At 56.4% G+C, this 26,181-nt stretch carries 21 protein-coding genes; 9 read left to right on the top strand and 12 right to left on the bottom strand.

Going from position 1 to position 26,181, the window contains the following annotated elements; genetic code table 11:
• Positions 1-50: 50 nt before the first annotated feature.
• From OGX80_RS01515 to folA, 7 genes are all read left to right on the top strand, one after another.
• The gene (locus OGX80_RS01515) at positions 51-1,337 is read left to right on the top strand and encodes an FAD-dependent oxidoreductase (RefSeq protein ID WP_110494690.1); all 1,287 of its coding nucleotides are present in this window, start codon (positions 51-53) and stop codon (positions 1,335-1,337) included.
• Positions 1,334-1,621: a ferredoxin-like protein FixX gene (gene fixX / locus OGX80_RS01510; protein WP_012134124.1), complete on the top strand. Its 288-nt coding sequence runs from the start codon at positions 1,334-1,336 to the stop codon at positions 1,619-1,621. The genes OGX80_RS01515 and fixX overlap by 4 nt, the downstream gene beginning before the upstream one ends.
• Before the next feature lie 117 nt (positions 1,622-1,738).
• A complete protein-coding gene (locus tag OGX80_RS01505; RefSeq protein WP_024130715.1) occupies positions 1,739-3,070 on the top strand; it encodes an MFS transporter in 1,332 nt (443 codons plus the stop codon).
• Between the two features lie 102 nt (positions 3,071-3,172).
• Positions 3,173-3,406, top strand: coding sequence for a YgdI/YgdR family lipoprotein (locus OGX80_RS01500; RefSeq protein WP_012134122.1), 234 nt, complete (start codon positions 3,173-3,175; stop codon positions 3,404-3,406).
• Positions 3,407-3,510: 104 nt separating this feature from the next.
• Positions 3,511-4,041, top strand: a complete 531-nt coding sequence (gene kefF, locus OGX80_RS01495; protein WP_047458991.1) for a glutathione-regulated potassium-efflux system oxidoreductase KefF — start codon at positions 3,511-3,513, stop codon at positions 4,039-4,041.
• Positions 4,034-5,896, top strand: a complete 1,863-nt coding sequence (gene kefC / locus OGX80_RS01490) for a glutathione-regulated potassium-efflux system protein KefC (protein WP_115182001.1) — start codon at positions 4,034-4,036, stop codon at positions 5,894-5,896. Before kefF ends, kefC begins: the two co-directional genes overlap by 8 nt.
• A 266-nt stretch (positions 5,897-6,162) precedes the next feature.
• Positions 6,163-6,642, top strand: a complete 480-nt coding sequence (gene folA, locus OGX80_RS01485) for a type 3 dihydrofolate reductase (RefSeq protein ID WP_012134119.1) — start codon at positions 6,163-6,165, stop codon at positions 6,640-6,642.
• 116 nt (positions 6,643-6,758) lie between these two features.
• Here the strand turns inward: folA and apaH are convergent, their stop codons facing one another.
• The 6 genes from apaH to lptD are packed head-to-tail and all read right to left on the bottom strand — an operon-like array spanning position 6,759 to position 13,502.
• Positions 6,759-7,607, bottom strand: coding sequence for a bis(5'-nucleosyl)-tetraphosphatase (symmetrical) ApaH (apaH, locus tag OGX80_RS01480; protein ID WP_012134118.1), 849 nt, complete (start codon positions 7,605-7,607; stop codon positions 6,759-6,761).
• A 10-nt stretch (positions 7,608-7,617) separates the two neighbouring features.
• Positions 7,618-7,995: a Co2+/Mg2+ efflux facilitator ApaG/CorD gene (gene apaG, locus OGX80_RS01475; protein ID WP_012134116.1), complete on the bottom strand. Its 378-nt coding sequence runs from the start codon at positions 7,993-7,995 to the stop codon at positions 7,618-7,620.
• A gap of 2 nt (positions 7,996-7,997) precedes the next feature.
• Entirely contained in the window at positions 7,998-8,819 is an 822-nt protein-coding gene (gene rsmA, locus OGX80_RS01470; protein WP_115181999.1) for a 16S rRNA (adenine(1518)-N(6)/adenine(1519)-N(6))-dimethyltransferase RsmA, read from the bottom strand.
• On the bottom strand, positions 8,816-9,805 hold the full coding sequence (gene pdxA, locus OGX80_RS01465; RefSeq protein ID WP_115181998.1) for a 4-hydroxythreonine-4-phosphate dehydrogenase PdxA: 990 nt from the start codon (positions 9,803-9,805) through the stop codon (positions 8,816-8,818). The genes rsmA and pdxA overlap by 4 nt, the downstream gene beginning before the upstream one ends.
• The gene (gene surA / locus OGX80_RS01460) at positions 9,805-11,091 is read right to left on the bottom strand and encodes a peptidylprolyl isomerase SurA (protein ID WP_047458976.1); all 1,287 of its coding nucleotides are present in this window, start codon (positions 11,089-11,091) and stop codon (positions 9,805-9,807) included. Before surA ends, pdxA begins: the two co-directional genes overlap by 1 nt.
• Positions 11,092-11,144: 53 nt before the next feature.
• Positions 11,145-13,502: an LPS assembly protein LptD gene (gene lptD / locus OGX80_RS01455; protein ID WP_049011438.1), complete on the bottom strand. Its 2,358-nt coding sequence runs from the start codon at positions 13,500-13,502 to the stop codon at positions 11,145-11,147.
• 375 nt (positions 13,503-13,877) lie between these two features.
• On the opposite strand from lptD, the gene djlA reads away from it, so the two are divergent.
• Complete coding sequence (gene djlA / locus OGX80_RS01450; RefSeq protein ID WP_012134111.1) at positions 13,878-14,693, top strand: co-chaperone DjlA; 816 nt, start codon at positions 13,878-13,880, stop codon at positions 14,691-14,693.
• 99 nt (positions 14,694-14,792) lie between these two features.
• Here the strand turns inward: djlA and rluA are convergent, their stop codons facing one another.
• The 6 genes from rluA to araB form a co-directional block, all read right to left on the bottom strand.
• Positions 14,793-15,452, bottom strand: a complete 660-nt coding sequence (rluA, locus tag OGX80_RS01445; RefSeq protein ID WP_104867779.1) for a bifunctional tRNA pseudouridine(32) synthase/23S rRNA pseudouridine(746) synthase RluA — start codon at positions 15,450-15,452, stop codon at positions 14,793-14,795.
• A gap of 11 nt (positions 15,453-15,463) precedes the next feature.
• Positions 15,464-18,370: an RNA polymerase-associated protein RapA gene (gene rapA / locus OGX80_RS01440; RefSeq protein WP_012134109.1), complete on the bottom strand. Its 2,907-nt coding sequence runs from the start codon at positions 18,368-18,370 to the stop codon at positions 15,464-15,466.
• A 131-nt stretch (positions 18,371-18,501) separates the two neighbouring features.
• A complete protein-coding gene (gene polB, locus OGX80_RS01435; protein WP_012134108.1) occupies positions 18,502-20,853 on the bottom strand; it encodes a DNA polymerase II in 2,352 nt (783 codons plus the stop codon).
• Between the two features lie 97 nt (positions 20,854-20,950).
• On the bottom strand, positions 20,951-21,646 hold the full coding sequence (araD, locus tag OGX80_RS01430) for an L-ribulose-5-phosphate 4-epimerase (protein WP_012134107.1): 696 nt from the start codon (positions 21,644-21,646) through the stop codon (positions 20,951-20,953).
• 98 nt (positions 21,647-21,744) lie between these two features.
• A complete protein-coding gene (araA, locus tag OGX80_RS01425; protein WP_115181997.1) occupies positions 21,745-23,247 on the bottom strand; it encodes an L-arabinose isomerase in 1,503 nt (500 codons plus the stop codon).
• Positions 23,248-23,257: 10 nt separating this feature from the next.
• Entirely contained in the window at positions 23,258-24,967 is a 1,710-nt protein-coding gene (gene araB / locus OGX80_RS01420) for a ribulokinase (RefSeq protein ID WP_049008525.1), read from the bottom strand.
• Positions 24,968-25,307: 340 nt separating this feature from the next.
• On the opposite strand from araB, the gene araC reads away from it, so the two are divergent.
• Positions 25,308-26,153 carry an arabinose operon transcriptional regulator AraC gene (gene araC / locus OGX80_RS01415; RefSeq protein WP_012134104.1) on the top strand — a complete coding sequence of 282 codons (846 nt, stop codon included), beginning with the start codon at positions 25,308-25,310 and terminating at the stop codon, positions 26,151-26,153.
• Positions 26,154-26,181: the final 28 nt, after the last annotated feature.

The following is a 26,181-nucleotide window of genomic DNA, read 5'->3' as shown; positions in this document are numbered from 1 at the left end:
AGGGCTTGTGGGTATCGGCCCTGCCGCTGACAGGTAAATCTGGAGTTCTTATGTCCGAAGATATCTTTGATGCCATCATCGTGGGGGCCGGGCTGGCGGGTTCCGTCGCGGCGCTGGTGCTCGCCCGCGAAGGGGCACAGGTGCTGGTTATTGAGCGCGGCAATTCCGCTGGCGCGAAGAATGTCACCGGCGGGCGCATCTACGCGCACAGTCTGGAGCGCATTATCCCCGGTTTTGCTGAACATGCCCCAGTTGAACGCGTGATCACCCATGAAAAACTCGCTTTTATGACCGAAAAAGGGGCGATGGCGGTGGATTACGTCAATGGCGAGGATGCCGCGCCTTCGCAGGTCTCTTATTCCGTATTGCGCAGTAAATTTGACGCCTGGCTGATGGAACAGGCTGAAGAGGCGGGCGCGCAGCTGATAACCGGCATCCGCGTGGATAATCTTGTTCAGCGCGACGGCAAAGTGGTGGGCGTTGAGGCGGATGGCGACGTTATTGAAGCGAAAACGGTCATTCTCGCTGATGGCGTGAACTCGCTGTTGGCGGAAAAACTGGGAATGGCGAAACGTGTAGATGCCGCCCATGTCGCGGTAGGCGTAAAAGAGTTAATTGAGTTGCCTGAATCGGTCATTGTGGATCGCTTCGGATTACAGGGAAATGAAGGCGCAGCCTGTCTGTTTGCCGGTTCTCCGACCGATGGTCTGATGGGCGGCGGCTTCCTCTATACCAATAAAACGACCCTCTCTTTGGGGCTGGTTTGCGGTCTGCATCATCTGAAAGAGGCGAAAAAGTCGGTTCCACAAATGCTGGAAGATTTTAAACAGCATCCGGCGGTGGCGCCGCTGATTGCGGGCGGAAAACTGCTGGAGTACGCCGCGCACGTCGTCCCGGAAGCGGGAATGAATATGCAGCCGGAGCTGGTGGGCGACGGCGTGCTGATTGCCGGTGACGCCGCCGGTATGTGTATGAACCTCGGTTTTACGATTCGCGGTATGGACCTGGCCGTCGCGGCAGGGGAAGCGGCGGCGAAGACCGTACTTTCGGCCATGCAGAGCAACGATTTCAGCCGACAGGGGCTGGCGGAATATCAACAGCATCTCGACAACGGGCCGATGCGGGATATGCGTATGTACCAGCGCTTACCGGCGTTTCTGGACAACCCGCGTATGTTCACGCGCTACCCTGAAATGGCGGTGGGCATTGCCCGCGATCTGTTTACCGTCGATGGCAGCGCTCCCGTCCCTGTGCGTAAAAAAATCCTGCGCCACGCGAAGAAAGTGGGCTTCATCAACCTGATGAAGGATGGCATCAAAGGAGTGACCGTATTATGACTTCTCCCGTCAATGTGGACGTCAAACTGGGCGTCAATAAATTCAATGTGGATGAAGACAATCCGCACATCATCCTGAAAACCGAACCGGATAAGCAGGCGCTGGAGGTGCTGATCAAGGCGTGTCCGGCCGGGTTGTATAAAAAGCAGGACGACGGCAGCGTGCGCTTTGATTACGCCGGGTGCCTGGAGTGCGGCACCTGTCGAATTCTCGGGTTGGGGACGGCGCTGGAGAAATGGGAATACCCGCGCGGCACCTTTGGCGTGGAATTTCGCTACGGCTGAGGTTGATGCCGGATGGCGTCGCTGACGCGTCTTATCCGGCCTACAAAATACGTGATTCGTAGGCCTGATAAGCGTAGCGCCATCAGGTATCAAGTGAAAACAAAACAGGACGCGGCTATGCAGCAGCCCAGGAACTTTGACGACATTAAATTCTCCTCTATTCACCGCAGAATTATGCTGTGGGGAAGCGGCGGGCCGTTCCTGGACGGTTACGTACTGGTCATGATTGGCGTGGCGCTGGAGCAGCTCACGCCTGCGCTGAAGCTGGATGCGCAGTGGCTGGGGTTACTGGGGGCAGGCACGCTGGCCGGGTTGTTTGTCGGTACGTCGCTGTTCGGCTATATCTCAGACAAAGTGGGGCGACGTAAAATGTTCCTCATCGATATCATCGCCATTGGGGTGATATCGGTAGCGACGATGTTTGTCTCATCGCCGATGGAGTTGCTCGTTATGCGCGTGCTGATTGGGGTGGTGATTGGCGCGGATTATCCTATCGCCACCTCGATGATTACCGAGTTTTCCAACACCCGCCAGCGCGCCTTCTCTATCAGTTTTATTGCCGCGATGTGGTATGTCGGCGCCACCTGCGCCGATCTGGTCGGCTACTGGTTGTACGATGTGGCGGGCGGATGGCGCTGGATGCTGGGGAGCGCGGCAATTCCCTGCATCATGATCCTGATCGGGCGCTTCGATCTTCCCGAATCACCGCGCTGGCTGTTGCGTAAGGGGCGGGTGAAAGAGTGCGAGGAGATGATGATTAAACTGTTTGGCGAACCGGTGGCGTTTGATGAAGAACCGCCTCAGGAGACGCGCTTCTTACAGCTGTTTAATCGCCGTCACTTCCCGTTTGTTTTGTTTGTCGCCGCCATCTGGACCTGCCAGGTCATCCCGATGTTCGCCATCTATACCTTTGGCCCGCAGATTGTCGGCCTGCTGGGGCTGGGCGTCGGGAAAAGCGCGGCGCTGGGCAATGTGGTGATCAGTTTGTTCTTTATGCTGGGCTGTATTCCGCCGATGTACTGGCTTAACAGCATAGGGCGACGGCCATTGCTGATCGGCAGCTTTGTCATGATGACGCTGGCGCTGGCTGTGCTGGGGTTGATCCCAGAAATGGGGATCTGGCTGGTGGTTGCGGCCTTTGCGGTGTACGCCTTTTTCTCCGGCGGCCCGGGGAACCTTCAGTGGCTCTACCCGAATGAGCTGTTCCCGACGGATATTCGCGCGTCTGCCGTGGGCGTCATTATGTCCCTGAGTCGAATTGGCACCATCCTTTCAACGTGGGCGCTGCCGATCTTCATCACCAGATATGGGATCAGCTACGTCATGCTGATGGGGGCGGGAATTTCACTTATCGGTCTGCTTATTTCCATCGCCTTTGCGCCGGAGACGCGTGGACTGACGCTTGCCCAGACGAGCAGTATGACGATTCGCAACAAGCCTCTGTGCTAGGGGATATCTTCAGAGTGTTCTGTATTTTCTTTTAAGGTCAGTCAGTTAGTCTATAGTTAATGGGTATACCACTGAAAATGACTGAAAAGCAGGGAGAACACCATGCAAAAACAACTTCTTATTGCGTCTCTTTTTGCCGCTGCGACGGTATTTACCGTAGCGGGCTGTTCATCAAACCAGGCCATAAAAACCACCGACGGCAAAACGATCGTCACCGATGGTAAACCACAGGTCGATGATGATACCGGACTGGTGTCCTACAAAAATGCAGAAACCGGTAAAACGGAACAGATCAACCGCGATCAGGTGAAGAACATGAGCGAACTGGATAATTAATTCAGTTTTATCCATTTGGCTGCTCAATAATATTCACTATTAGCCTGTTAAATTACTGACTACACTCTGTGATAAAACAGAGATGTAAAATAACAGGCTACTTCATGATCCTCATTATTTATGCCCATCCGTATCCGCAGCACTCGCATGCGAATAAACGGATGCTGGAACAGGCAAGGACGCTGGATGGCGTCGAAATTCGCTCGCTCTATCAACTTTACCCTGACTTCAATATTGATGTTGCCGCCGAGCAGCAGGCGCTGGCGCGCGCGCGTCTTATCATCTGGCAGCATCCAATGCAGTGGTACAGCGTTCCCCCTTTACTCAAACTCTGGATGGACAAAGTCCTCGCGCATGGCTGGGCCTACGGGCATGGCGGCACGGCGCTCCGGGGCAAAGATCTGATGTGGGCCGTGACGACCGGCGGAGGCGAAAGCCACTTCGCTATTGGCGCCTATCCGGGCTTTGATGTGCTCTCGCAGCCGTTACAGGCTACCGCGCTCTATTGTGGGCTCAACTGGCTGCCGCCTTTTGCGATGCACTGTACGTTTGTCTGTGATGACGAAACGCTCCAGGCGCAGGCTCGCCACTATAAGCAACGTTTGCTGGCGTGGCAGGAGGCAAATCATGGATAGCCATACGCTGATACAGGCGCTGATTTACCTGGGATCGGCCGCGCTGATTGTGCCGATTGCCGTCCGGCTGGGCTTAGGGTCGGTGCTGGGCTACCTCATTGCCGGGTGTATTATCGGCCCGTGGGGGCTGCGTCTGGTGACGGACGCTGAAGCTATTCTCCATTTCGCCGAAATTGGCGTGGTGCTGATGCTGTTTGTGATTGGGCTGGAGCTGGACCCGCAGCGTTTGTGGAAACTGCGTGCGTCGGTTTTTGGCGGCGGCGCGTTGCAGATGGTGGTATGCGGTGGGTTGATTGGCCTGTTCTGTATGTTCCTCGGCCTGCGCTGGCAGGTGGCGGAGCTGATCGGCATGACGCTGGCGCTCTCTTCCACGGCGATTGCGATGCAGGCGATGGATGAGCGTAACCTGACCGTCTCGCAAATGGGCCGTAGCACATTCGCCGTGCTGCTGTTTCAGGATATTGCCGCTATTCCACTGGTGGCGATGATCCCCTTACTGGCCGCCAGCAGCGCTTCAACGACGCTGGGCGTCTTTGCACTGTCTGCGTTAAAAGTGGCAGGGGCGCTGGCGCTGGTGGTGCTGTTAGGGCGCTATGTCACGCGCCCGGCGTTGCGTTTTGTCGCGCGTTCCGGTTTGCGTGAAGTGTTCAGCGCCGTGGCCCTGTTTCTGGTCTTTGGCTTCGGCTTGCTGCTGGAAGAAGTGGGGCTGTCGATGGCGATGGGGGCGTTTCTGGCGGGCGTGTTGCTGGCAAGCTCGGAATACCGGCATGCGCTGGAAAGCGACATAGAACCGTTTAAAGGGCTGCTGCTGGGGCTGTTCTTTATCGGCGTTGGCATGTCTATCGACTTTGGCACGCTGATCGATAATCCGTTACGCATTCTTATCCTGCTGGTCGGTTTCCTGGTCATTAAAACGGTAATGCTGTGGCTTGTCGCCAGGCCGCTACGGGTGCCGAATAAGCAACGTCTCTGGTTTGCCGTATTATTAGGACAGGGGAGTGAGTTTGCCTTTGTGGTATTCGGCGCGGCGCAAATGGCCAATGTACTCGACCCGGAATGGGCGAAGGCCTTGACGCTCACCGTTGCGCTCTCAATGGCGGCGACGCCCATTTTTCTGGTGCTCCTGAGCCGTCTGGAAAAATCCGCAATCGGTGAAGCGCGTGAAGCGGATGAGATCGATGCGGAACAACCGCGCGTGATCATCGCCGGATTTGGCCGTTTTGGGCAGATTACGGGGCGTTTGCTGCTGTCGAGCGGGGTAAAAATGGTGGTTCTCGACCATGACCCGGATCATATTGAAACGCTGCGCAAATTTGGCATGAAGGTCTTTTACGGTGACGCGACGCGCATGGATTTGCTGGAGTCCGCGGGTGCGGCGAAAGCGGAAGTGCTGATCAACGCGATTGACGATCCGCAAACCAGTTTACAACTGACAGAAATGGTAAAAGCCCATTTCCCCGACCTGCAAATTATTGCCCGCGCCCGCGATGTCGATCACTACATCCGTCTGCGACAGGCCGGTGTTGAGATGCCGGAGCGTGAAACGTTTGAAGGCGCGTTAAAAACAGGGCGTCAGGCGCTGGAAAAATTAGGGCTGGGACGCTACGAGGCGCGCGAGCGTGCCGATCTGTTCCGTCGTTTTAATACGCAGATGGTGGAAGAGATGGCGAAAGGGGAAAACGATCCAACGTCCCGCGCGGCTGTCTATAAACGCACCAGCGCTATGTTGAGCGAGATTATTACTGAAGACCGTGAACATTTATCGTTAATTCAACGCCACGGCTGGCAAGGCACGGATGAAGGTAAACATACGGGTGACGCAGATGATGAGCCGGAAGTGAAACCGTCAACGTAGGCCAGGTAAGGCGTTTATGCCGCCATCCGGCAATTTGCCCGGTGGCGCTGCGCTTACCGGGCCTACAAACCATCGTAGGCCGGATAAGGCATTTATGCCGCTATCCGGCATTGGGCCTGATGGCGGCCTGCGAGCTGACACCGCTTTAAATAAGTCGGGTTGCCAGCAGAACGGAAAATTTTCGTGCTATTCCTCTTTTCGTTAGTCGACGAAAGATTGCTCTTTCCGTATAGTGGCGACAATTTTTTGTATCCAGGAAATATTCAATGATCAGTCTGATTGCGGCGTTAGCGGTAGATCGCGTTATCGGCATGGAAAACGCCATGCCGTGGAACCTGCCTGCCGATCTCGCCTGGTTTAAACGTAACACCTTAAACAAGCCTGTGGTTATGGGGCGCCATACCTGGGAATCCATCGGGCGACCGCTGCCGGGGCGTAAAAACATCGTCATCAGCAGCCAGCCTGGCACTGACGATCGCGTGCAGTGGGTGAAATCGGTCGATGAAGCGATTGCCGCCTGCGGCGATGCGCCAGAGATTATGGTGATTGGCGGCGGACGCGTGTACGAACAGTTCTTGCCGAAAGCGCAGAAACTGTATCTGACGCATATTGATGCCGAAGTGGAAGGGGACACCCATTTCCCGGACTACGAACCGGATGACTGGGAATCGGTCTTCAGCGAGTTCCACGACGCCGATGAGCAGAATTCTCACAGCTACTGCTTCGAGATTCTGGAGCGTCGTTAATCCGGCATGTTGTAATGCAGATTTGTAGGCCTGATAAGCGAAGCGCCATCAGGCAATAATGTGGAGTGAATGCCGGATAGCGGCGTAAACGCCTTATCCGGCCTACAAAATAACGCTCAGGCGTTTACCGCCTCGCCTTTGCCTGAATCAAGATGACGATTCGACGGCTGCACGAAGTAGCGCTTATCTTCCCAACGCAGGCAGGTTAAATCCCCGCCCCAGCAGCAGCCGGTATCCAGACCATAAATGCCTTCCGGCGTCCCTTTACCTTCCAGCGACGCCCAGTGACCAAAGACAATGCTGTATGCTTCGCTAACCGGTCCCGGAATGGCGAACCAGGGTTTCAGCGGCGCAGGGGCGTTTTCCGGCGACTCTTTGCTGTACATATCCAGTTGGCCGTTCGGGAAACAGTAACGCATACGGGTGAAGGCATTCGTGATAAAACGCAGCCGCGCCAGACCCGTTAGCTCCGGCGTCCAGTTGTTCGGCATATCGCCGTACATCGCGTCGAGGAAGAAGGGATAGGAGTCGCTCGACAGTACGGCTTCAACATCGCGCGCGCAGTCTTTCGCTGTCTGTAAATCCCACTGCGGCGTAATGCCCGCATGCGCCATCACCAGCTTCTTCTCTTCGTCGACCTGCAACAGCGGCTGACGGCGCAGCCAGTTGAGCAGTTCGTCGGCGTCTGGCGCTTCCAGCAGCGGAGTCAGCCTGTCTTTCGGCTTATTGCGGCTAATGCCCGCAAAGACGGCCAACAGATGTAAATCGTGATTGCCAAGCACCAGACGCACGCAGTCGCCCAATGATTTCACGTAGCGGAGCACTTCCAGAGAACCAGGGCCGCGAGCGACCAGATCGCCGGTAAGCCACAGGGTATCTGAACCGGGGGTAAATTCCACCTGGTGTAACAATGCGATCAGTTCGTCGTAGCAACCGTGAACGTCGCCAATGAGGTATGTTGCCATTGCTTTAGTTTTAATGAATAAGTGTTGGAACGGCGAGTCGGAACACGGGAATATCGATAGTAAAGGCGACGCCTTTTTCATCGATCATTTCGTAGTGACCCTGCATGGTGCCCAGCGGCGTTTCAATAACGGCGCCGCTGGTGTACTGGTACTCTTCTCCGGGCGCGATGTGCGGCTGCACGCCAACCACACCTTCGCCCTGTACTTCGGTTTCGCGGCCATGACCATTGGTTATCAGCCAATAACGCCCCAACAACTGCACTGGCGCTCGCCCCAAATTGCGGATGGTTACCGTGTATGCGAATACGTAACGTTCATCATCAGGTGAAGATTGCGCTTCAATGTAGACGCTCTGAACCTGAATACACACTCGGGGCGAATTGATCATGCTTAACTCTCCTTCGCAGGCGCGTTTTCTGACAGATAGTTCGCCATCTGGCAATATTGCGCGACAGAGATATTTTCCGCTCGCAATGCCGGGTCAATGCCCAGTTCCGTCAGCACCTCGACGCTGAACAGATTGCCGAGGCTGTTGCGAATCGTTTTACGACGCTGGTTAAACGCCTCGGTGGTGATGCGGCTCAACACGCGTATGTCTTTCACCGGATACGGCATCGTCGTGTGAGGCACCAGGCGCACAACGGCGGAATCGACTTTAGGCGGCGGCGTGAAGGCGGATGGTGGCACTTCCAGCACCGGGATCACCTGGCAATAATATTGCGCCATGACGCTTAATCGACCATACGCCTTACTGTTCGGCCCTGCAACCAGACGATTGACCACTTCTTTTTGCAACATAAAGTGCATGTCGGCAATGGCATCAGTATAGCTAAAGAGGTGGAACATCAACGGGGTGGAGATGTTGTAGGGCAAGTTGCCGAATACGCGCAGCGGCTGACCTATCTTTTCAGACAGCTCGCCAAAGTTCATGGTCATGGCATCTTGCTGATAAATCGTCAGTTTCGGCCCCAAAAACGGGTGCGTTTGCAGGCGCGCGGCCAGATCGCGGTCAAGTTCGATCACCGTGAGCTGGTCCAGACGTTCGCCGACAGGCTCCGTCAGCGCTGCCAGACCGGGGCCGATTTCGACCATTGCCTGACCCTTTTGCGGGTTAATGGCGGAGACAATACTGTCGATCACAAACTGATCGTTGAGAAAGTTTTGCCCGAAACGTTTACGGGCTAAGTGGCCCTGATGGACTCGATTATTCATTGGGTATTAACAATCATTTTGATGGCGAGATTAAGCGCCGTAATAAAACTGCCGACATCCGCTTGCCCCCGACCCGCCAGTTCAAGCGCGGTGCCGTGGTCTACGGATGTTCGAATAAAAGGCAGGCCCAGCGTGATATTCACGCCGCGACCAAATCCCTGGTATTTTAGCACGGGGAGACCCTGATCGTGGTACATCGCTAGCACGGCATCGGCATGATCGAGATATTTAGGCTGGAAAAGCGTGTCGGCGGGCAAAGGGCCGCTTAAGCGCATCCCCTGAGCGCGCAGATCATCCAGTACCGGAACGATCGTGTCGATCTCTTCGGTTCCCATATGGCCGCCTTCACCCGCATGCGGATTTAGCCCGCACACCAGAATATGCGGATCGGCAAGGCCGAATTTCGTGCGTAAATCATGATGCAGAATGCCGATCACCTCATGCAGCAAAGTGGGCGTAATGGCGTCGGCAACCGCTCTTAACGGCAGGTGCGTTGTCGCCAGCGCGACCCGCAGCTCCTCGGTGGCCAGCATCATCACCACTTTCTTCGCCTGCGAACGCGCTTCAAAAAACTCCGTGTGTCCGGTAAACGGTACGCCAGCGTCATTGATGACGCCTTTGTGAACCGGCCCGGTGATCAGCGCCGCAAATTCCCCTTGCAGACAACCGTCGCAGGCGCGTGCCAGCGTATCCACCACATACTGTCCATTCTCAACGCTGAGTTGACCTGGGGTGACAGGAGCGCGAAGCGCTGTCGGCAACAGGGTCAGCGTGCCGGCGGATTGCGGTTTTGCAGGGTGATTTGGCGAGTAGGGAAGAAGCGAGAGGGGCAAACCGAGCAACGCGGCCCGGTCGGTTAACAGACGGGCATCTGCACAGACGACGAGTTCGACTGGCCACTCACGCTGTGCGAGCTGAACGACTAAGTCAGGACCAATCCCGGCGGGTTCGCCGGGAGTGATAACAACGCGTTGAACCGTAGTCATTAATTGCTCAGGATTTTAACGTAAGCGCTGGCGCGTTGTTCCTGCATCCAGGTCGCCGCTTCTTCCGAGAACTTACGGTTCATCAGCATACGGTAAGCTCTGTCTTTCTGCGCCGCGTCGGTTTTATCAACGTTACGCGTATCCAGCAGTTCGATCAGGTGCCAGCCAAAGGAGGAGTGTACCGGGGCGCTCATCTGGCCTTTGTTGAGGCGGGTCAGCGCGTCGCGGAAGGCAGGATCGAAAATATCCGCCGCTGCCCAGCCCAGATCGCCGCCCTGGTTGGCAGAACCTGGGTCCTGTGAAAACTCTTTCGCTGCGGCAGCAAAGGTCGTTTTGCCGCTCTTAATGTCTGCTGCGATCTCTTCCAGTTTCAGGCGCGCCTGTTGATCGGTCATGATCGGCGAGGGTTTCAGCAGAATATGGCGGGCATGAACTTCAGTGACGGAGATGCTCTGGCTCTGGCCGCGCAGATCGTTCACTTTCAGAATGTGGAAGCCAACGCCGGAACGAATCGGGCCAACGATGTCGCCTTTTTTCGCCGTGCTCAGCGCCTGCGCGAAAATGCCCGGCAGCTCCTGAATACGTCCCCAGCCCATCTGGCCGCCTTTCAGCGCCTGTTGGTCGGCGGAGTAGGTGATCGCCAGTTTGCCGAAATCACTGCCGTTACGCGCTTCATCAACAATCGAACGCGCCTGGGCTTCCGCTTCGCTTACCTGATCCGACGTCGGGTTTTCCGGTAGCGGGATCAGAATGTGGCTCAGGTTCAGCTCTGTGCTGGCATCGTTCTGGTTACCGACCTGTTGGGCCAGCGCATCCACTTCCTGCGGCAGGATGGTGACGCGACGACGCACTTCGTTGTTACGCACTTCGGAGATGATCATCTCTTTGCGGATCTGGCTACGGTAGGTTGAGTAGCTCAGACCATCGTAAGCCAGACGGCTGCGCATCTGGTCCAGCGTCATGTTGTTCTGTTTAGCGATATTGGCGATAGCCTGATCCAGCTGTTCATCAGAGATTTTCACCCCCATCTTCTGACCCATCTGGAGAACGATTTGATCCATGATCAAACGTTCCAGGATCTGATGACGTAGCGTGGCATCATCAGGAAGCTGCTGACCAGCCTGACCCGCATTAAGTTTTACTGATTGCATTAAGCCATCAACGTCGCTTTCCAGCACGACGCCGTTATTGACGACGGCTGCGACTTTATCGACCACCTGCGGGGCAGCGAAACTGGTATTCGCGATCATGGCGATACCGAGAAGCAGCGTTTTCCAGTTCTTCATACTTTTTCCATTTCAATTAACCGCAATGCGGATTACGTGGTAAATCAATCAAATCACAGAGAGCTTTGATACGGCAAAATGTTCGAACGCAACATCTCTTTGGTGCCGAGACCGTAGTTGGAGCTCAGACCACGCAATTCAATGTTAAAGCCGATCACGTTGTCATAAACAGCGTGTTCTTTATCGTTATCCCAACCGTTCAGCTTACGCTCATAACCGAAGCGAATCGCATAGCAGCAGGAGTTGTACTGCACGCCGAGCATCTGGTCGGCAGGCTTATTCACATTGGTATCAAAGTAGTAAGCGCCTACGATAGACCAACGATCGGCAATCGGCCAACTGGCAACGCCCCCGACCTGGGAAATCCCGTTTTTATACTGCTCCGCAGTGGAATAAGACGGCAGCGTAGCCTGAATATATTCCGCGCTGGCATAACGGTAGTTCAACTGTAAGAGACGATTTTCATCGCGACGGTATTCGATTGTACTGCTGCTGGTCGCGACGCTGTCCAGACGCGTGTCGTACTGAATGCCGCTACGCAGTCCCCAGCGGTCGGAGATACGCCAGTAGGTGTCGCCCGCCCAAACCAGTGAGCCCGTTTTGTCGTCATTCTCCCAGGTTATGTTGTCATCGCCGGTGCGAGACTCCGTGAAATAGTAGATTTGACCCACGGAAACATTAAAACGTTCAATTGCGGCATCATCATAAATACGCGATGTGACGCCGGTCGTGACCTGGTTTGCGGAGGCGATACGGTCCAGACCGCCATATGTGCGGTCGCGGAACAGGCCGCTGTAGTCGGACTGCAATAATGAGGAGTCGTAGTTATTGATGCTGCTCTGGTTACGATAGGGAACGTACAGATACTGCGCGCGCGGCTCCAGCGTCTGGGTGTAACCCGGCGCCAACGTCGTCATATCGCGTTCAAACACCATCCTGCCATCGACTTTGAACTGCGGCATTACGCGGTTAACCGACTCATCGAGTTTATTGACGTTTCGCGAATTGTTGTTGTACGAGTCCAGATTGGTTTGCTGGTAGTGCGTCGCCAGCAGCTTCGCTTCAGTATTGATGCTGCCCCACTGATTCGATAACGGCAGATTGATGGTTGGCTCCAGGTGAACGCGAGTCGCTTCCGGCATGTTGTCTCGGGTGTTCACAAACTTCACGGCCTGGCCGTAAATACGCGTATCGAATGGACCAACGTCATTCTGGTAGAAGTTAACGTCTAACTGCGGCTCAGCGGAGTAACTGCTGGTATTCTGATCGCTGAATACCTGGAACTGTTTGGTTGACACCGTGGCATCAAAGTTCTGCACGGCATAGCCGACGCTGAATTTCTGCGTGGCGTAACCGTCGGTACTGGAACCGTACTTATTGTCAAAGTCATTGAAGTAGCTGGAGTCGCTGACCTTGGTATAGTCGACATTAAAGCGCCATACCTGATCCATCACGCCGCCATGACGCCAGTAGAACAACCAGCGACGGGAGTTGCTGTCGTTCGGATGCTCATCGTCGTAAACGCGATCGGAATTCAGATAGTCGAACTCCATTAAACCCGCGCCCGCCTGGCTGAGGTAGCGGAACTCATTCTCCCACATGACACCGCCACGACGGTGCATATAATGCGGCGTAATGGTGGCGTCCATATTGGGCGCGATGTTCCAGTAATACGGCAGGTAGAACTCAAAATAGTTCTTGGTGGTGTACTTCGCGTTCGGGATCAGGAAACCGGAGCGGCGTTTGTCACCGACCGGTAGCTGTAAATAAGGGCTGTAAAAGACGGGAACCGGACCCAGTTTAAAACGGGCGTTCCAGATTTCCGCTACCTGCTCTTCACGATCGTGAATCACTTCGCTGCCCACAACGCTCCAGGTATCGGAGCCTGGCAGACAGGAGGTAAAGCTGCCATTTTCCAGAATGGTATAGCGGTTTTCGCCACGCTGTTTCATCAGGTCCGCTTTCCCGCGCCCCTGACGGCCGACCATCTGGTAGTCGCCTTCCCACACGTTTGTGTCTTTGGTGTTCAGGTTCGCCCAGCCTTTCGGCCCCTTCAGAATAACCTGATTGTCGTCATAATGGACGTTGCCGAGCGCATCGACGGTACGCACCGGTTCCGGCTGGCCTGGCGCCTCTTTTTGATGGAGTTGCACCTCGTCAGCTTGCAGGCGGCTGTTACCCTGGTTGATATCGACATTACCGGTGAATACCGCGTCGTCCGGGTAGTTACCTTTCGCGTGATCGGCGTTGATCGTCACGGGTAATTCGTTCGTCTCGCCTTTCACCAGAGGACGGTCGTAGCTTGGCACACCCAACATGCACTGCGAGGCAAGGTCGGCGGCCAGTCCCTGCTGACTATAAAGGGCGCTGGCGATCATGGTGGCCAGGAAAGTGGGAATACGTTTTTTCATACGTTGTATTTATTGTTCCATCATCAGTAGCGTTGCGCGTGACAAACGGTCAGAGACTAACGTACTCATCTTCACTACGCTAGTGTTAATCCTGTCCCTTTTCTACCCGTCGTCTTTCAGGTTGCGCTTTCGTGGACGTTATTCACATGCCCCGGCGACTTGCCTGGATAAGCGTCTGGCGGCTGTGCGGCGGTCTTGCTGCAACGTGAAATCCAATGGGTATGTGTCTGTGGTGTTAGGCACGGCATTGAATGACAGGTATGATAATGCAAATTATAGGCGATGTCCCACAATTGACCGCAGCCTTCATTCCAGGAAAAGCACTCTATATTGTGGGACATAGCCTCACTGTCAGCGTAAAGATTTGGGGAGTCTATGCAGTACTGGGGAAAGATTGTAGGTGTCGCAGTGGCGCTGATGATGGGAGGCGGCTTCTGGGGCGTGGTATTAGGTCTGCTGATAGGCCACATGTTCGACAAAGCCCGCAGCCGCAAAATGGCATGGTTCGCCAATCAGCGTGAACGGCAGGCACTGTTTTTCGCCACCACTTTTGAGGTCATGGGGCATTTAACCAAATCGAAAGGGCGCGTGACGGAAGCGGATATCCATATTGCCAGCCAGTTGATGGACCGGATGAATTTACACGGCGAATCACGTACCGCCGCCCAACACGCATTTCGCGTGGGAAAATCGGATAATTACCCGTTACGTGAAAAAATGCGCCAGTTTCGCAGCGTCTGCTTTGGGCGGTTTGATCTGATACGGATGTTTCTGGAAATTCAGATTCAGGCGGCGTTTGCGGATGGAACGCTCCATCCGAACGAGCGGGAAGTGCTGTACGTTATCGCCGAGGAGCTGGGGATTTCCCGCGCTCAGTTCGATCAGTTCTTACGCATGATGCAGGGCGGGGCGCAGTTTGGCGGCGGTTATCAGCAACAGCAGTCCGGCGGCGGCTGGCAGCAGGCGCAGCGTGGCCCTACGCTGGAAGATGCCTGCAACGTGCTGGGGGTTAAGCCGACAGATGATGCGACAACCATTAAACGCGCGTACCGCAGACTGATGAGCGAGCACCACCCGGACAAACTGGTCGCAAAAGGGTTGCCGCCGGAGATGATGGAGATGGCGAAGCAAAAAGCGCAGGAAATTCAGAAAGCGTATGAAATGATTAAAGAGCAGAAAGGTTTTAAATAATGCTTTTGCCGGATGGCGACGTAAAGCGTCTTATCCGGCTTACGTTGAGAACGGTAGGCCGGGTAAGCGAAGCGCCCCCGGCACAAATGGGCACAGAATTTAAAAATCTACCGGGGCTTTAAAGGTCATACTGTTGCCATACGCGGGATGGGTGATGGTTAGCGTTTCGGCATGCAGCAACAGACGCGACGCCATCGCCAGCGCTTCTGGCGACGCGTAGAAGCGATCGCCGAGAATGGGGTGTCCCAACGCCAGCATATGCACACGTAGCTGATGAGAACGCCCGGTAATCGGTTTAAGCACCACCCGTGCGGTGTTATCCGCAGCGAAGTCCACCACCTCATACCCGGTTTGCGCAGGCTTACCCGTCTCATAACACACTTTCTGTTTTGGTCTGTTCGGCCAGTCGCAGATCAGCGGTAAATCAACCAGCCCTTCGGCAGGGGCTGGATGCCCCCACACGCGCGCAACGTACTGTTTTTTCGGTTCACGCTCGCGGAACTGGCGTTTCAGTTCCCGTTCCGCCGCTTTGGTCAGCGCCACTACAATCACGCCGCTGGTCGCCATATCCAGACGATGCACCGACTCCGCCTGCGGATAATCGCGTTGAATACGCGTCATCACGCTATCTTTGTGCTCCTCAAGGCGACCCGGCACGGACAACAAGCCGCTGGGCTTGTTGACCACCATAATGTGCTCATCCTGATACAGGATAATCAGCCAGGGCTCCTGCGGCGGATTGTAGTTTTCCATCCCCATTTTTTGCTCCGTTACTGATGCGTGACGACGATAAGACGCAAGGCATCCAGACGCCAGTTGGCCTGATCCAGGCTTTCCATTACCTGCTGACGGTTGCTGTCGATCGCCGCAAGTTCATCATCACGGATGTTCGGGTTAACGGCGCGCAGCGCTTCCAGACGCGACAGTTCGGCAGACAGTTTTTCATCCGCTTCGCTACGCGCCGCGTCGATCAGCGCCCGGGCCGATTTCTCCGCCTGCGCTTCGCCCAGTTGCAGAATCGCGTGTACGTCCTGTTGCACCGCGTTGACCAGCTTGCTGCCGGTATGACGGTTAACGGCGCTCAGCTGGCGGTTGAAGGTTTCAAACTCCACCTGCGCGGCCAGGTTATTGCCGTTTTTATCCAGCAGCATGCGCACCGGCGTCGGCGGTAGGAAACGGTTAAGCTGTAAATGTTTCGGTGCCTGCGCTTCAACGACATACACCAGTTCCACCAGCAGCGTTCCCACCGGCAACGCTTTGTTTTTCAACAGCGAAATCGTGCTGCTGCCGGTATCGCCAGACAGAATCAGATCCAGTCCGTTGCGAATCAGCGGATGTTCCCAGGTAACAAACTGCGCATCTTCACGCGACAGCGCCACATCACGCTCGAACGTAATGGTGCAGCCATCTTCCGGCAGGCCAGGGAAGTCCGGCACCAGCATATGATCGGAAGGCGTCAGCACAATCAGGTTCTCACCACGGTCATCCTGGTTAATCCCGACGATATCAAACAGGTTCATGGCGAAGGCGATCAGGCTGGTGTCGTCATCCTGTTCTTCAATGCTCTCTGCCAGCGCCTGCGCTTTCTCGCCGCCGTTAGAGTGGATCTCCAGCAGACGGTCGCGCCCTTGCTCCAGCTGCGCCTTCAGCGCTTCGTGCTGCTCGCGGCAGGTTTTGATCAGCGCGTCAAAACCGTCGGTGTTTTCAGGCGTCGCCAGGTAAGCGATCAGATCGTGATACACCGTATCGTAGATGGCGCGACCGGTCGGGCAGGTGTGCTCAAAGGCATCCAGCCCTTCGTGATACCAGCGAACCAGCACGGACTGCGCGGTTTTTTCCAGATACGGAACGTGGATCTGAATATCGTGCGCCTGGCCGATACGGTCCAGACGGCCAATACGCTGCTCCAGCAAATCCGGGTTAAACGGCAGGTCAAACATCACCAGGTTGCTGGCGAACTGGAAGTTACGGCCTTCAGAACCGATTTCCGAGCACAGCAGAACCTGTGCGCCGCTGTCTTCTTCGCTAAACCACGCGGCGGCGCGGTCGCGTTCAATAATGGACATGCCTTCATGGAATACGGCGGCGCGAATGCCTTCGCGCTCGCGCAGCACCTGCTCCAGTTGCAGCGCGGTGGCGGCTTTCGCGCAGATCACCAGCACTTTCTGCGAGCGGTGGCTGGTCAGATGCCCCATCAGCCACTCCACGCGCGGGTCGAAGTTCCACCAGGTGCCGCTATCCCCTTCGAATTCCTGATAAATCTGCTCCGGGTAGAGCATATCGCGCGCTCTGTCCTCCGCGCTTTTACGCGCGCCCATAATGCCGGAGACTTTAATCGCCGTCTGATATTGCGTTGGCAGCGGCAGCTTGATGGTGTGCAGCTCGCGTTTCGGGAAGCCTTTGACGCCGTTACGGGTGTTGCGGAACAGTACGCGGCTGGTGCCGTGTCTGTCCATCAGCATGGAGACCAGCTCCTGGCGGGCATTCTGCGCGCCATCGCGGTCGCTGTTCGCCGTTTGCAGCAGCGGTTCGATGTCCTGCTCGCCAATCAGGTCGCCGAGCATGTTCAGCTCTTCGTTGCTCAGCTTGTTGCCTGCCAGCAGCATGGCGACGGCGTCGGCGACCGGGCGGTAATTTTTCTGCTCTTCGACAAATTGTTCGAAGTCGTGGAAACGGCTCGGGTCGAGCAGACGCAGACGGGCGAAGTGGCTTTCCATGCCCAGCTGTTCCGGCGTTGCGGTCAGCAGCAGGACGCCAGGCACGCGTTCCGCCAGTTGTTCAATCGCCATATATTCGCGGCTTGGCGCGTCTTCGCTCCACACCAGGTGGTGAGCTTCATCGACGACCAGCAGGTCCCATTGTGCGTCGCACAGATGTTCCAGACGCTGTTTGTTGCGACGTGCGAAGTCCAGCGAGCAGATAACCAGTTGCTCGGTTTCAAACGGGTTGTAGGCATCGTGCTGGGCTTCGGTGTAACGCTCGTCGTCGAACAGCGCGAAGCGCAGGTTGAAGCGGCGCAGCATTTCAACCAGCCACTGATGTTGCAGGGTTTCCGGGACGATGATCAGCACGCGTTCCGCCGCGCCAGACAGCAGTTGTTGGTGCAGGATCATCCCGGCTTCGATGGTTTTTCCTAAGCCCACTTCATCCGCCAGCAGGACGCGTGGCGCGTGGCGGCGACCGACATCATGGGCAATGTTGAGCTGGTGGGGAATCAGGCTGGTGCGCTGACCGCGCAGGCCGCTCCACGGCATGCGGTACTGCTCGCTCTGAAATTTACGTGCGCGGTAGCGCAGAGCGAATCGGTCCATCCGGTCGATTTGCCCGGCGAACAGGCGATCCTGCGGTTTACTGAAAACCAGCTTGCTGTCGAGCAGGACTTCACGCAGCGTGACGGCGGTTTCTTCGGTATCAAGGCGGGTGCCAGTATAGGCAAGCAGACCGTTTTCTTCTTTTACTTCATCGATTTGTAGCTGCCAGCCTTCATGGCTTGTAATCGTATCACCAGGGTTAAACATCACGCGGGTCACGGGGGAGTCACTGCGCGCATACAGACGGTTTTCACCTGTCGCCGGGAAAAGTAAGGTGACAGTTCGCGCATCCATCGCGACGACGGTTCCAAGTCCCAGTTCGCTTTCTGTATCGCTGATCCAGCGTTGACCAAGTGTAAAAGGCATATATGTTCGGCTCTATATCTTTAATTGCAGGCAATAATCACCCGCTACCAAAATAGAATGGCAGCAGTGTTAATTGGGTCCAGGAATGGAAAGGGCGCTATGGTAATGGATGGCGGCGCATTCGTCACGCGTCAAAATAACCCCAGTTGTCCTGTGAGTAGTGTAGCAAAATTATCATCGATGAAGGGAAGTATTCCCTCTGCGACTGGCTGTAGCTGGCGGGTTAAATAGTGCTCGTAATCCAGCGGTGAATGCCGGTAATCCAGCGGCTCAGGGCCGTTAGTCGTCCACACGTATTTGATCGTGCCTCGGTTCTGATACTGCGCCGGGCGCCCCAGTTTGATGTTTTGTTCATCGGCGAGCCGGGCGGCGCGAACGTGCGGCGGAACGTTACGCTGATATTCGCTCAACGGGCGGCGCAGTCGCTTGCGGTAAACCAACTGTTCATCCAGCTTGCCCGTCATCAGGTTATCGATGGTTTCCCGGACATACTCCTGATAAGGTTCCTGGCGGAAGATACGCAGGTAAAGCTCCTGCTGGAATCGCTGCGCCAGCGGCGTCCAGTCGGTGCGCACGGTCTCCAGCCCTTTAAATACCATTCGCTGCTTCTCGCCTTCCTGAATCAGTCCGGCATAGCGCTTTTTGCTACCGGTGTCCGCCCCGCGAATGGTCGGCATCAGAAAGCGGCGGAAGTGGGTTTCAAACTCTAATTCCAGCGCGCTGGTCAGCTTTTGCTGTTGCAGGGATTGCGTCCACCAGTCATTCACATGACGCACCAGCTCGCGGCCAATCCTTGCCGCCTCGTCTTCAGAATGCGCGCCTTTCAGCCAGACGAAAGTGGAATCCGTATCGCCGTAGATCACGTCATAACCCTGCGCCTCGATCAGTGCTTTGGTCTGACGCATGATCGCGTGGCCGCGCATGGTGATCGACGAGGCCAGTCGGGGATCGAAAAAGCGGCAGGCCGTCGTCCCGAGCACGCCGTAAAACGCATTCATGATGATCTTCAGCGCCTGGGACAGCGGTTTATTGCCGTGGCGTTTGGCCTCATCGCGCCCGTGCCAGATCTGCGTGACGATCTCCGGGAGACAGTGCGTTTCTCGCGAGAACCAGGCGTCAAGAAAGCCTTCGGTACTGTGTGTCGGGTCCGGTTGCGCCATCCCTTCCACCAGCCCAACCGGGTCGATCAGGAACGTGCGAATGATCGACGGGTACAGGCTCTTATAATCCAGCACCAGTACGGAGTCATACAGGCCAGGGCGCGAGTCCATTACGTAACCGCCAGGGCTGGCATGCGGCGGGACTTCACCGAGATTCGGCGCAACGTAACCGGCGCGATGCATACGGGGAAAATAGAGATGACCGAAGGCGGCGACAGAACCACCGTGGCGGTCAGCGGGCAGACCGTTAACGGTGGCGCGCTCCAGTAAAAACGGCATGATCTCCGTCTTATGAAAAATCTGCGTCACCAGCTCGCAGTCCTTGAGGTTATACGTGGCAAGCGCGGGCTTATCTTCGGCGAAACGGCGGTCAATTTCGTCCATTCTGTCCCAGGGATTATCGATCGATTTCCCTTCGCCAAGCAGCTCCTGGGCCACGGTTTCCAGTGAAAATGATGAGAAATTCCAGAACGCGGATTTGAGCGCCTCAATGCCGTCAATGATCAACCGCCCTTTGGCCTGGGCGAAAAACACGCCGTTCTTGAAACCGTGCTCGCGCCATTCCAGCTCGGTGTTGTCGCGCCCCAGACGTAAAGGGATACGATAGCGCTCGGCATGTTTTTGCAGGACGCGTAAATCAAACTGCACCACGTTCCAGCCGATGATCACATCGGGATCGTGCCGGGCAAACCAGTCGTTGAGTTTTTCCAGCAGCAGCGGGCGACTCGCCGCATACTCAAGCTGGAAATCCAGCGCCGAGGCATCGCCATTCGCCGGGCCGAGCATAAAAACGACGCGTTGTCCGCAGCCTTGCAGGCCAATGCAGTACAGCTCGCCGTGTCGGGTGGTTTCAATATCCAGCGATACCCATTTCAGCGGGGGACGGTAGTCTGGGTGCGGTTTCAGGCGGGCATTGACGATCGCGCCGTCTTTTGTGTCGCCCTCCAGCCAAACGGGAGCGGTGATAAACCGCTCCATCAGGTAACGTTCCGGCGGGCGCACATCGGCTTCATAGACCGTTACGCCCTGTTCTTTCAGCTGTTTTTCCAGACGCATCAGCTGTCGGTGCGAGCGGCAGTACAACCCCGAGACGGGCTGGCGATGAAAATCCTGCAAATTGAGCGGCGTCAGGCGATAGCCGTTTTCTGTGCGCAGCAGCGAGGTGACGCGGGCGGCCTGATGCGTAGGGATAAACGCGACCGACTCCTGCGGCGCGAGCGTGACCTGCAAAGGACCGGTGTCCGTTGCCAGCCAGAATGAGACCTCCGTTCCTTGCGGGGTATCCCGCCAGTGCCGGGTTAAAATAAAACCTGCCTGCGCCACGCTGCGTACTCATTAAAAAACCAGGCATGATTATAGCCTGGTTTGGAACGTTTTGCTGTGGTTTTATACAGGTGTGGTTGCGCCGTCGGGTTATCCATTACTGCCCGTAATAGGCCTTCGCCCCGTGTTTGCGCAGGTAGTGCTTATCCAGCAACGTTTGCTGCATATCCGGCAACTGTGGCGCAAGCTGGCGGCAGAAGATGCCCATACAGGCGACCTCCTCCAGCACAATGGCGTTATGCACCGCGTCTTCGGCGTTTTTTCCCCAGGTGAACGGACCGTGTGAATGCACCAGCACGCCCGGCATCTGCGCGGCATCGATACCCTGTTTTTCAAAGGTTTCGACGATGACGTTGCCCGTTTCCCATTCATATTCGCCGTTGATCTCCGCATCGGTCATTTTGCGCGTGCAGGGGATCGTGCCGTAAAAATAGTCCGCATGGGTCGTCCCCGTCGCCGGGATGGATTGCCCGGCCTGCGCCCAGATGGTCGCGTGGCGCGAATGGGTGTGGACGATGCCGCCAATCGACGGGAAAGACTGATACAACAGACGGTGGGTCGGCGTATCGGAGGAGGGCTTTTTCGTTCCTTCCACCACTTCACCCGTGGCAATGCTGACCACCACCATATCCTCTGCGCTCATCACGCTGTAGTCGACGCCGGAAGGTTTAATGATGAAGACGCCGCGCTCGCGATCGACGGCGCTGACGTTCCCCCAGGTGAGAGTCACCAGATTGTGTTTTGGCAGCGCCAGATTGGCTTCCAGTACCTGACGTTTGAGATCTTCTAACATAGCTGTCTCCACGCCGGATGGCGCTGCGCTTATCCGGCCTACAAGGTTGGTGCGACCTGTAGGCCGGATAAGGCATTTACGCCGCTATCCGGCAACTGTTAACGTTTGAAACCGTAATAAACTTCGTTCCAGCGCAGCGCGTCTTTAAAGGCGGGCAGACGGGTATCGTTATCGATGACGGTGATTTCGATATCGTGCATCTCTGCGAACTGGCGCATATCGTTCAGATCCAGCGCATGGCTGAAGACGGTGTGGTGCGCGCCACCGGCGAGAATCCACGCTTCGGATGCGGTGGTCAGATCCGGCTGGGCTTTCCACAGCGCGTTGGCGACCGGCAGCTTCGGCAGGTCATGCGGCGTTTTTACGGTGTCGATGCAGTTGACCAGCAGACGATAGCGATCGCCGAGGTCGATCAGGCTGGCGACGATCGCCGGGCCGGTTTGGGTGTTGAAGATCAGACGTGCGGGCGCGTCTTTACCCCCGATGCCGAGGTGCTGCACGTCGAGGATCGGTTTTTCTTCCACCGCGATAGACGGGCATACTTCCAGCATGTGCGAGCCGAGCACCAGATCGTTGCCCTTCTCAAAGTGGTAGGTGTAATCCTCCATAAATGAGGTGCCGCCCGGCAAACCGCCAGACATCACTTTCATGATGCGAAGCAGCGCGGCGGTTTTCCAGTCGCCTTCGCCAGCGAAACCGTAGCCCTGTTGCATCAGGCGCTGTACGGCCAGCCCTGGAAGTTGCTTCAGGCCGTGTAAATCTTCAAACGTCGTGGTGAACGCGTGGAAGCCGCCCTGTTCCAGAAAGCGCTTCATGCCCAGTTCAATACGCGCGGCTTCCAGCACGTTCTGCCGCTTGTCGCCGTGAATTTGCGTCGCGGGCGTCAGGGTATAGCGGCTTTCGTATTCATCCACCAGCGCGTTAATGTCGCCGTCGCTAACCGCATTCACGACCTGCACCAGGTCGCCCACTGCCCAGGTATTCACCGAGAAGCCGAACTTGATCTGCGCCGCCACTTTATCGCCGTCGGTCACGGCCACTTCACGCATGTTGTCGCCGAAGCGGCACACTTTCAGGTGGCGGGTATCCTGTCTGGAGACCGCCTGGCGCATCCATGAGCCGATACGCGCGTGCGCGTGTTTATCCTGCCAGTGACCGGTCACTACCGCGTGCTGCTGACGCATACGCGCGCCGATAAAACCAAACTCGCGTCCGCCGTGCGCGGTCTGATTCAGGTTCATAAAGTCCATGTCGATGCTGTCCCACGGCAGGGCGGCATTGAACTGGGTGTGGAACTGTAACAGCGGCTTGTTGAGAATACTCAGCCCGTTAATCCACATTTTCGCGGGCGAGAAGGTGTGCAGCCAGACCACCAGGCCCGCACAGCGATCGTCATAACTGGCGTCACGACAAATCGCGCTGATCTCGTCAGGCGACGTCCCCAGCGGTTTCAGCACCAGTTTGCAGGGCAGTTTTGCTTCGGTATTCAGCGCCTTTACCACATGTTCGGCATGCTGAGTAACCTGGCGCAGCGTTTCAGAGCCATACAAATGCTGGCTGCCAATCACAAACCACACTTCATAGTTGTCAAAAATCGTCATTGTCGTGTCCTTAATGGGTCAGGGTTGCCTGGCTGACCGGGGTTTTTGGCGCCGGGGCGGCAGTCGGAAGATAGTGTTGTTCGGCGCTGACCGCCCACTGCCGGTAGCGCTGATAAAGCTGTTCGAAGCGTTGAGCCTGTTCCGGGCGCGGTTGCAGGGTGTTCTCTACGGCGCTGGCCATTTTTTGTTGTGCGGCAGGGATATCGACATGCGCTTTTGCGGCGACGGCGGCAAAAATGGCGGCGCCTAACGCGCAGCACTGGTCTGAGGCGACAATCTGTAGCGGGCGGTTGAGCACGTCGCAGCAGGCCTGCATGATCACCTGATTCTTACGGGCGATGCCGCCCAGCGCCATCACGTTGTTGACGGCAATGCCCTGTTCGGTAAAGCATTCCTGAATGGCGCGTGCGCCGAAGGCAGTGGCGGCGATCAGCCCGCCAAACAGCGCTGGCGCATCGGTGGCGAGATTCAGATCGCTAATCACCCCTTTCAGACGCTGATTAGCGTTCGGCGTGCGGCGACCGTTAAACCAGTCGAGCACCACGGGCAGATGATCCAGCGATGGATTCTTCGCCCACGCCTCGGTCAGCGCCGGGAGTAGCTGCTTTTGGCTGATGGCGATTTGGTCTTTCAGTTCAGGATGCTGCGCCGCAAGCTGCTCCAGCGGCCAGCCGAGAATGCGGCCAAACCAGGCATAGATATCGCCGAATGCCGACTGTCCCGCTTCCAGGCCAATAAAATCAGGCACGACGCTGCCGTCTACCTGGCCGCAAATGCCTTTCACCGCGCGGTCGCCGACGCTCTGCTTGTCGGCAATCAGAATGTCGCAGGTCGATGTGCCGATCACTTTCACCAGCGCATTCGGCTGCGCGCCCGCGCCAACCGCGCCCATATGGCAGTCAAACGCGCCGCCAGAGATGACCACGCTTTCCGGCAGGCCGAGGCGTTGCGCCCACTCCGCGCACAGCGTGCCAACCGGCAGATCGGCAGTGAAGGTGTCGGTAAACAGCGGCCAGGCGAGGTGGCGGTTGATGATGGGATCGAGGTCATCGAAGAAACTGGCGGGCGGCAAACCGCCCCAGCTCTCATGCCACAGCGATTTATGTCCGGCGCTACAGCGACCACGGCGAATATCCTGCGGGCGCGTGGTGCCGGAGAGCAGGGCAGGCACCCAGTCGCACAGCTCAATCCAGGAGGCGGCGGCCTGCGCGACGGCGCTGTCCTGACGCGTAACGTGCAGAATTTTCGCCCAGAACCATTCGCTGGAGTAAATGCCGCCGATGTAGCGGGAATAATCGGTTTTGCCCGGCGTATGGCACAGGCGGGTGATGGCTTCCGCTTCTTCGACCGAGGTGTGATCTTTCCACAGGACGAACATCGCATTCGGGTTTTCGGCGAACTCAGGACGCAGCGCCAGTACGTGGCCGTCGGCATCAATGGGGGCGGGGGTGGAGCCGGTGCTGTCGACGCCGATGCCGACCACCTCGCCACGCTGTGACGCGCTCAGGGTCGCGAGAACGTTTTTCAACGCAGCTTCCATTGACTCTATGTAGTCGCGTGGATGATGGCGGAACTGGTTGTTCGGGGCGTCGCAATAGCGCCCTTCCTGCCAGCGAGGATACCACTCTACGCAGGTGGCGATCTCTTCCCCGGTGGCGCAATCCACCGCCAGAGCACGAACTGAATCACTGCCAAAATCGAGGCCAATTGCAATCGCCATCGTCTTACTCCAATCGAAAAAAACAGGTATGGAGAAACAGTAGATAGCGGGGATAAAAACCGTCAGGCAGGATCCGCTAATCTTATGGATTAAAATGCTATGGCATTGCAAAGTGTGACGCCGTGCAAATATTCAATGTGGACATTTCTGCCGTAGTTATAGACACTTTTGTTACCCGTTTTTATCGCCTTCGCAATCGGCCTTTGTTACAAATCTCTTTTCGCAAGCGGGGTTGATGGTCCGTAACCGCAATGACGGCGGGGCGCAGAGGGGAAGGTGAAGATGTCTCACTCAATATGGACAATTGGTTTCTTCTCAGAACGCCGGGAGTATTGAATTTATGGCTGAAACGCAAAATGATCCCCTGCTGCCGGGTTATTCGTTTAATGCGCATCTGGTTGCCGGGCTGACGCCCATTGAGGCGAACGGCTATCTGGATTTTTTTATCGACCGCCCGCTGGGGATGAAGGGATATATCCTTAATCTTACGATTCGCGGGGAAGGGGTGATCAATAACCACGGCAAACAGTTTGTCTGCCGTCCGGGGGATATTTTGCTGTTTCCGCCTGGCGAGGTACACCACTACGGTCGCCATCCCAATGCGAGCGAATGGTATCACCAGTGGGTGTACTTCCGACCGCGCGCCTACTGGCAGGAGTGGCTCACCTGGCCGACGATTTTTGCGCAGACCGGTTTTTTCCGCCCTGACGAAGCGCACCAGCCGCGCTTTAATGAGCTTTTTGGTCAAATCATCAATGCCGGGCAGGGGGAAGGGCGCTACTCTGAACTGCTGGCGATTAACCTGCTGGAGCAGCTTCTGCTGCGACGTATGGAGGCGATCAATGAATCGTTGCATCCGCCGATGGACAGCCGGGTGCGCGACGCCTGTCAGTACATCAGCGATCATCTGGCGGACAGCCAGTTTGATATTGCCAGCGTGGCGCAGCACGTCTGTCTGTCGCCGTCCCGCCTGTCGCACCTGTTCCGCCAACAGTTAGGCATTAGCGTACTGAGCTGGCGCGAAGATCAGCGCATCAGCCAGGCGAAGCTGCTGCTCAGCACGACGCGGATGCCGATAGCCACCGTCGGGCGCAATGTCGGGTTTGACGATCAGCTTTATTTCTCTCGCGTCTTTAAAAAATGTACCGGGGCCAGCCCGAGCGAGTTCCGCGCTGGTTGTGAATAAAAAGTGAATGATGTGTCTGCAAAGATGT

Origin of the sequence: Citrobacter sp. CK194 (assembly GCF_030333395.1) — a bacterium.
Taxonomy (GTDB): domain Bacteria; phylum Pseudomonadota; class Gammaproteobacteria; order Enterobacterales; family Enterobacteriaceae; genus Citrobacter_B; species Citrobacter_B koseri.
Note: the sequence above shows the minus strand (reverse complement) of the source record. Positions and strands in the feature narration are given on the sequence as shown.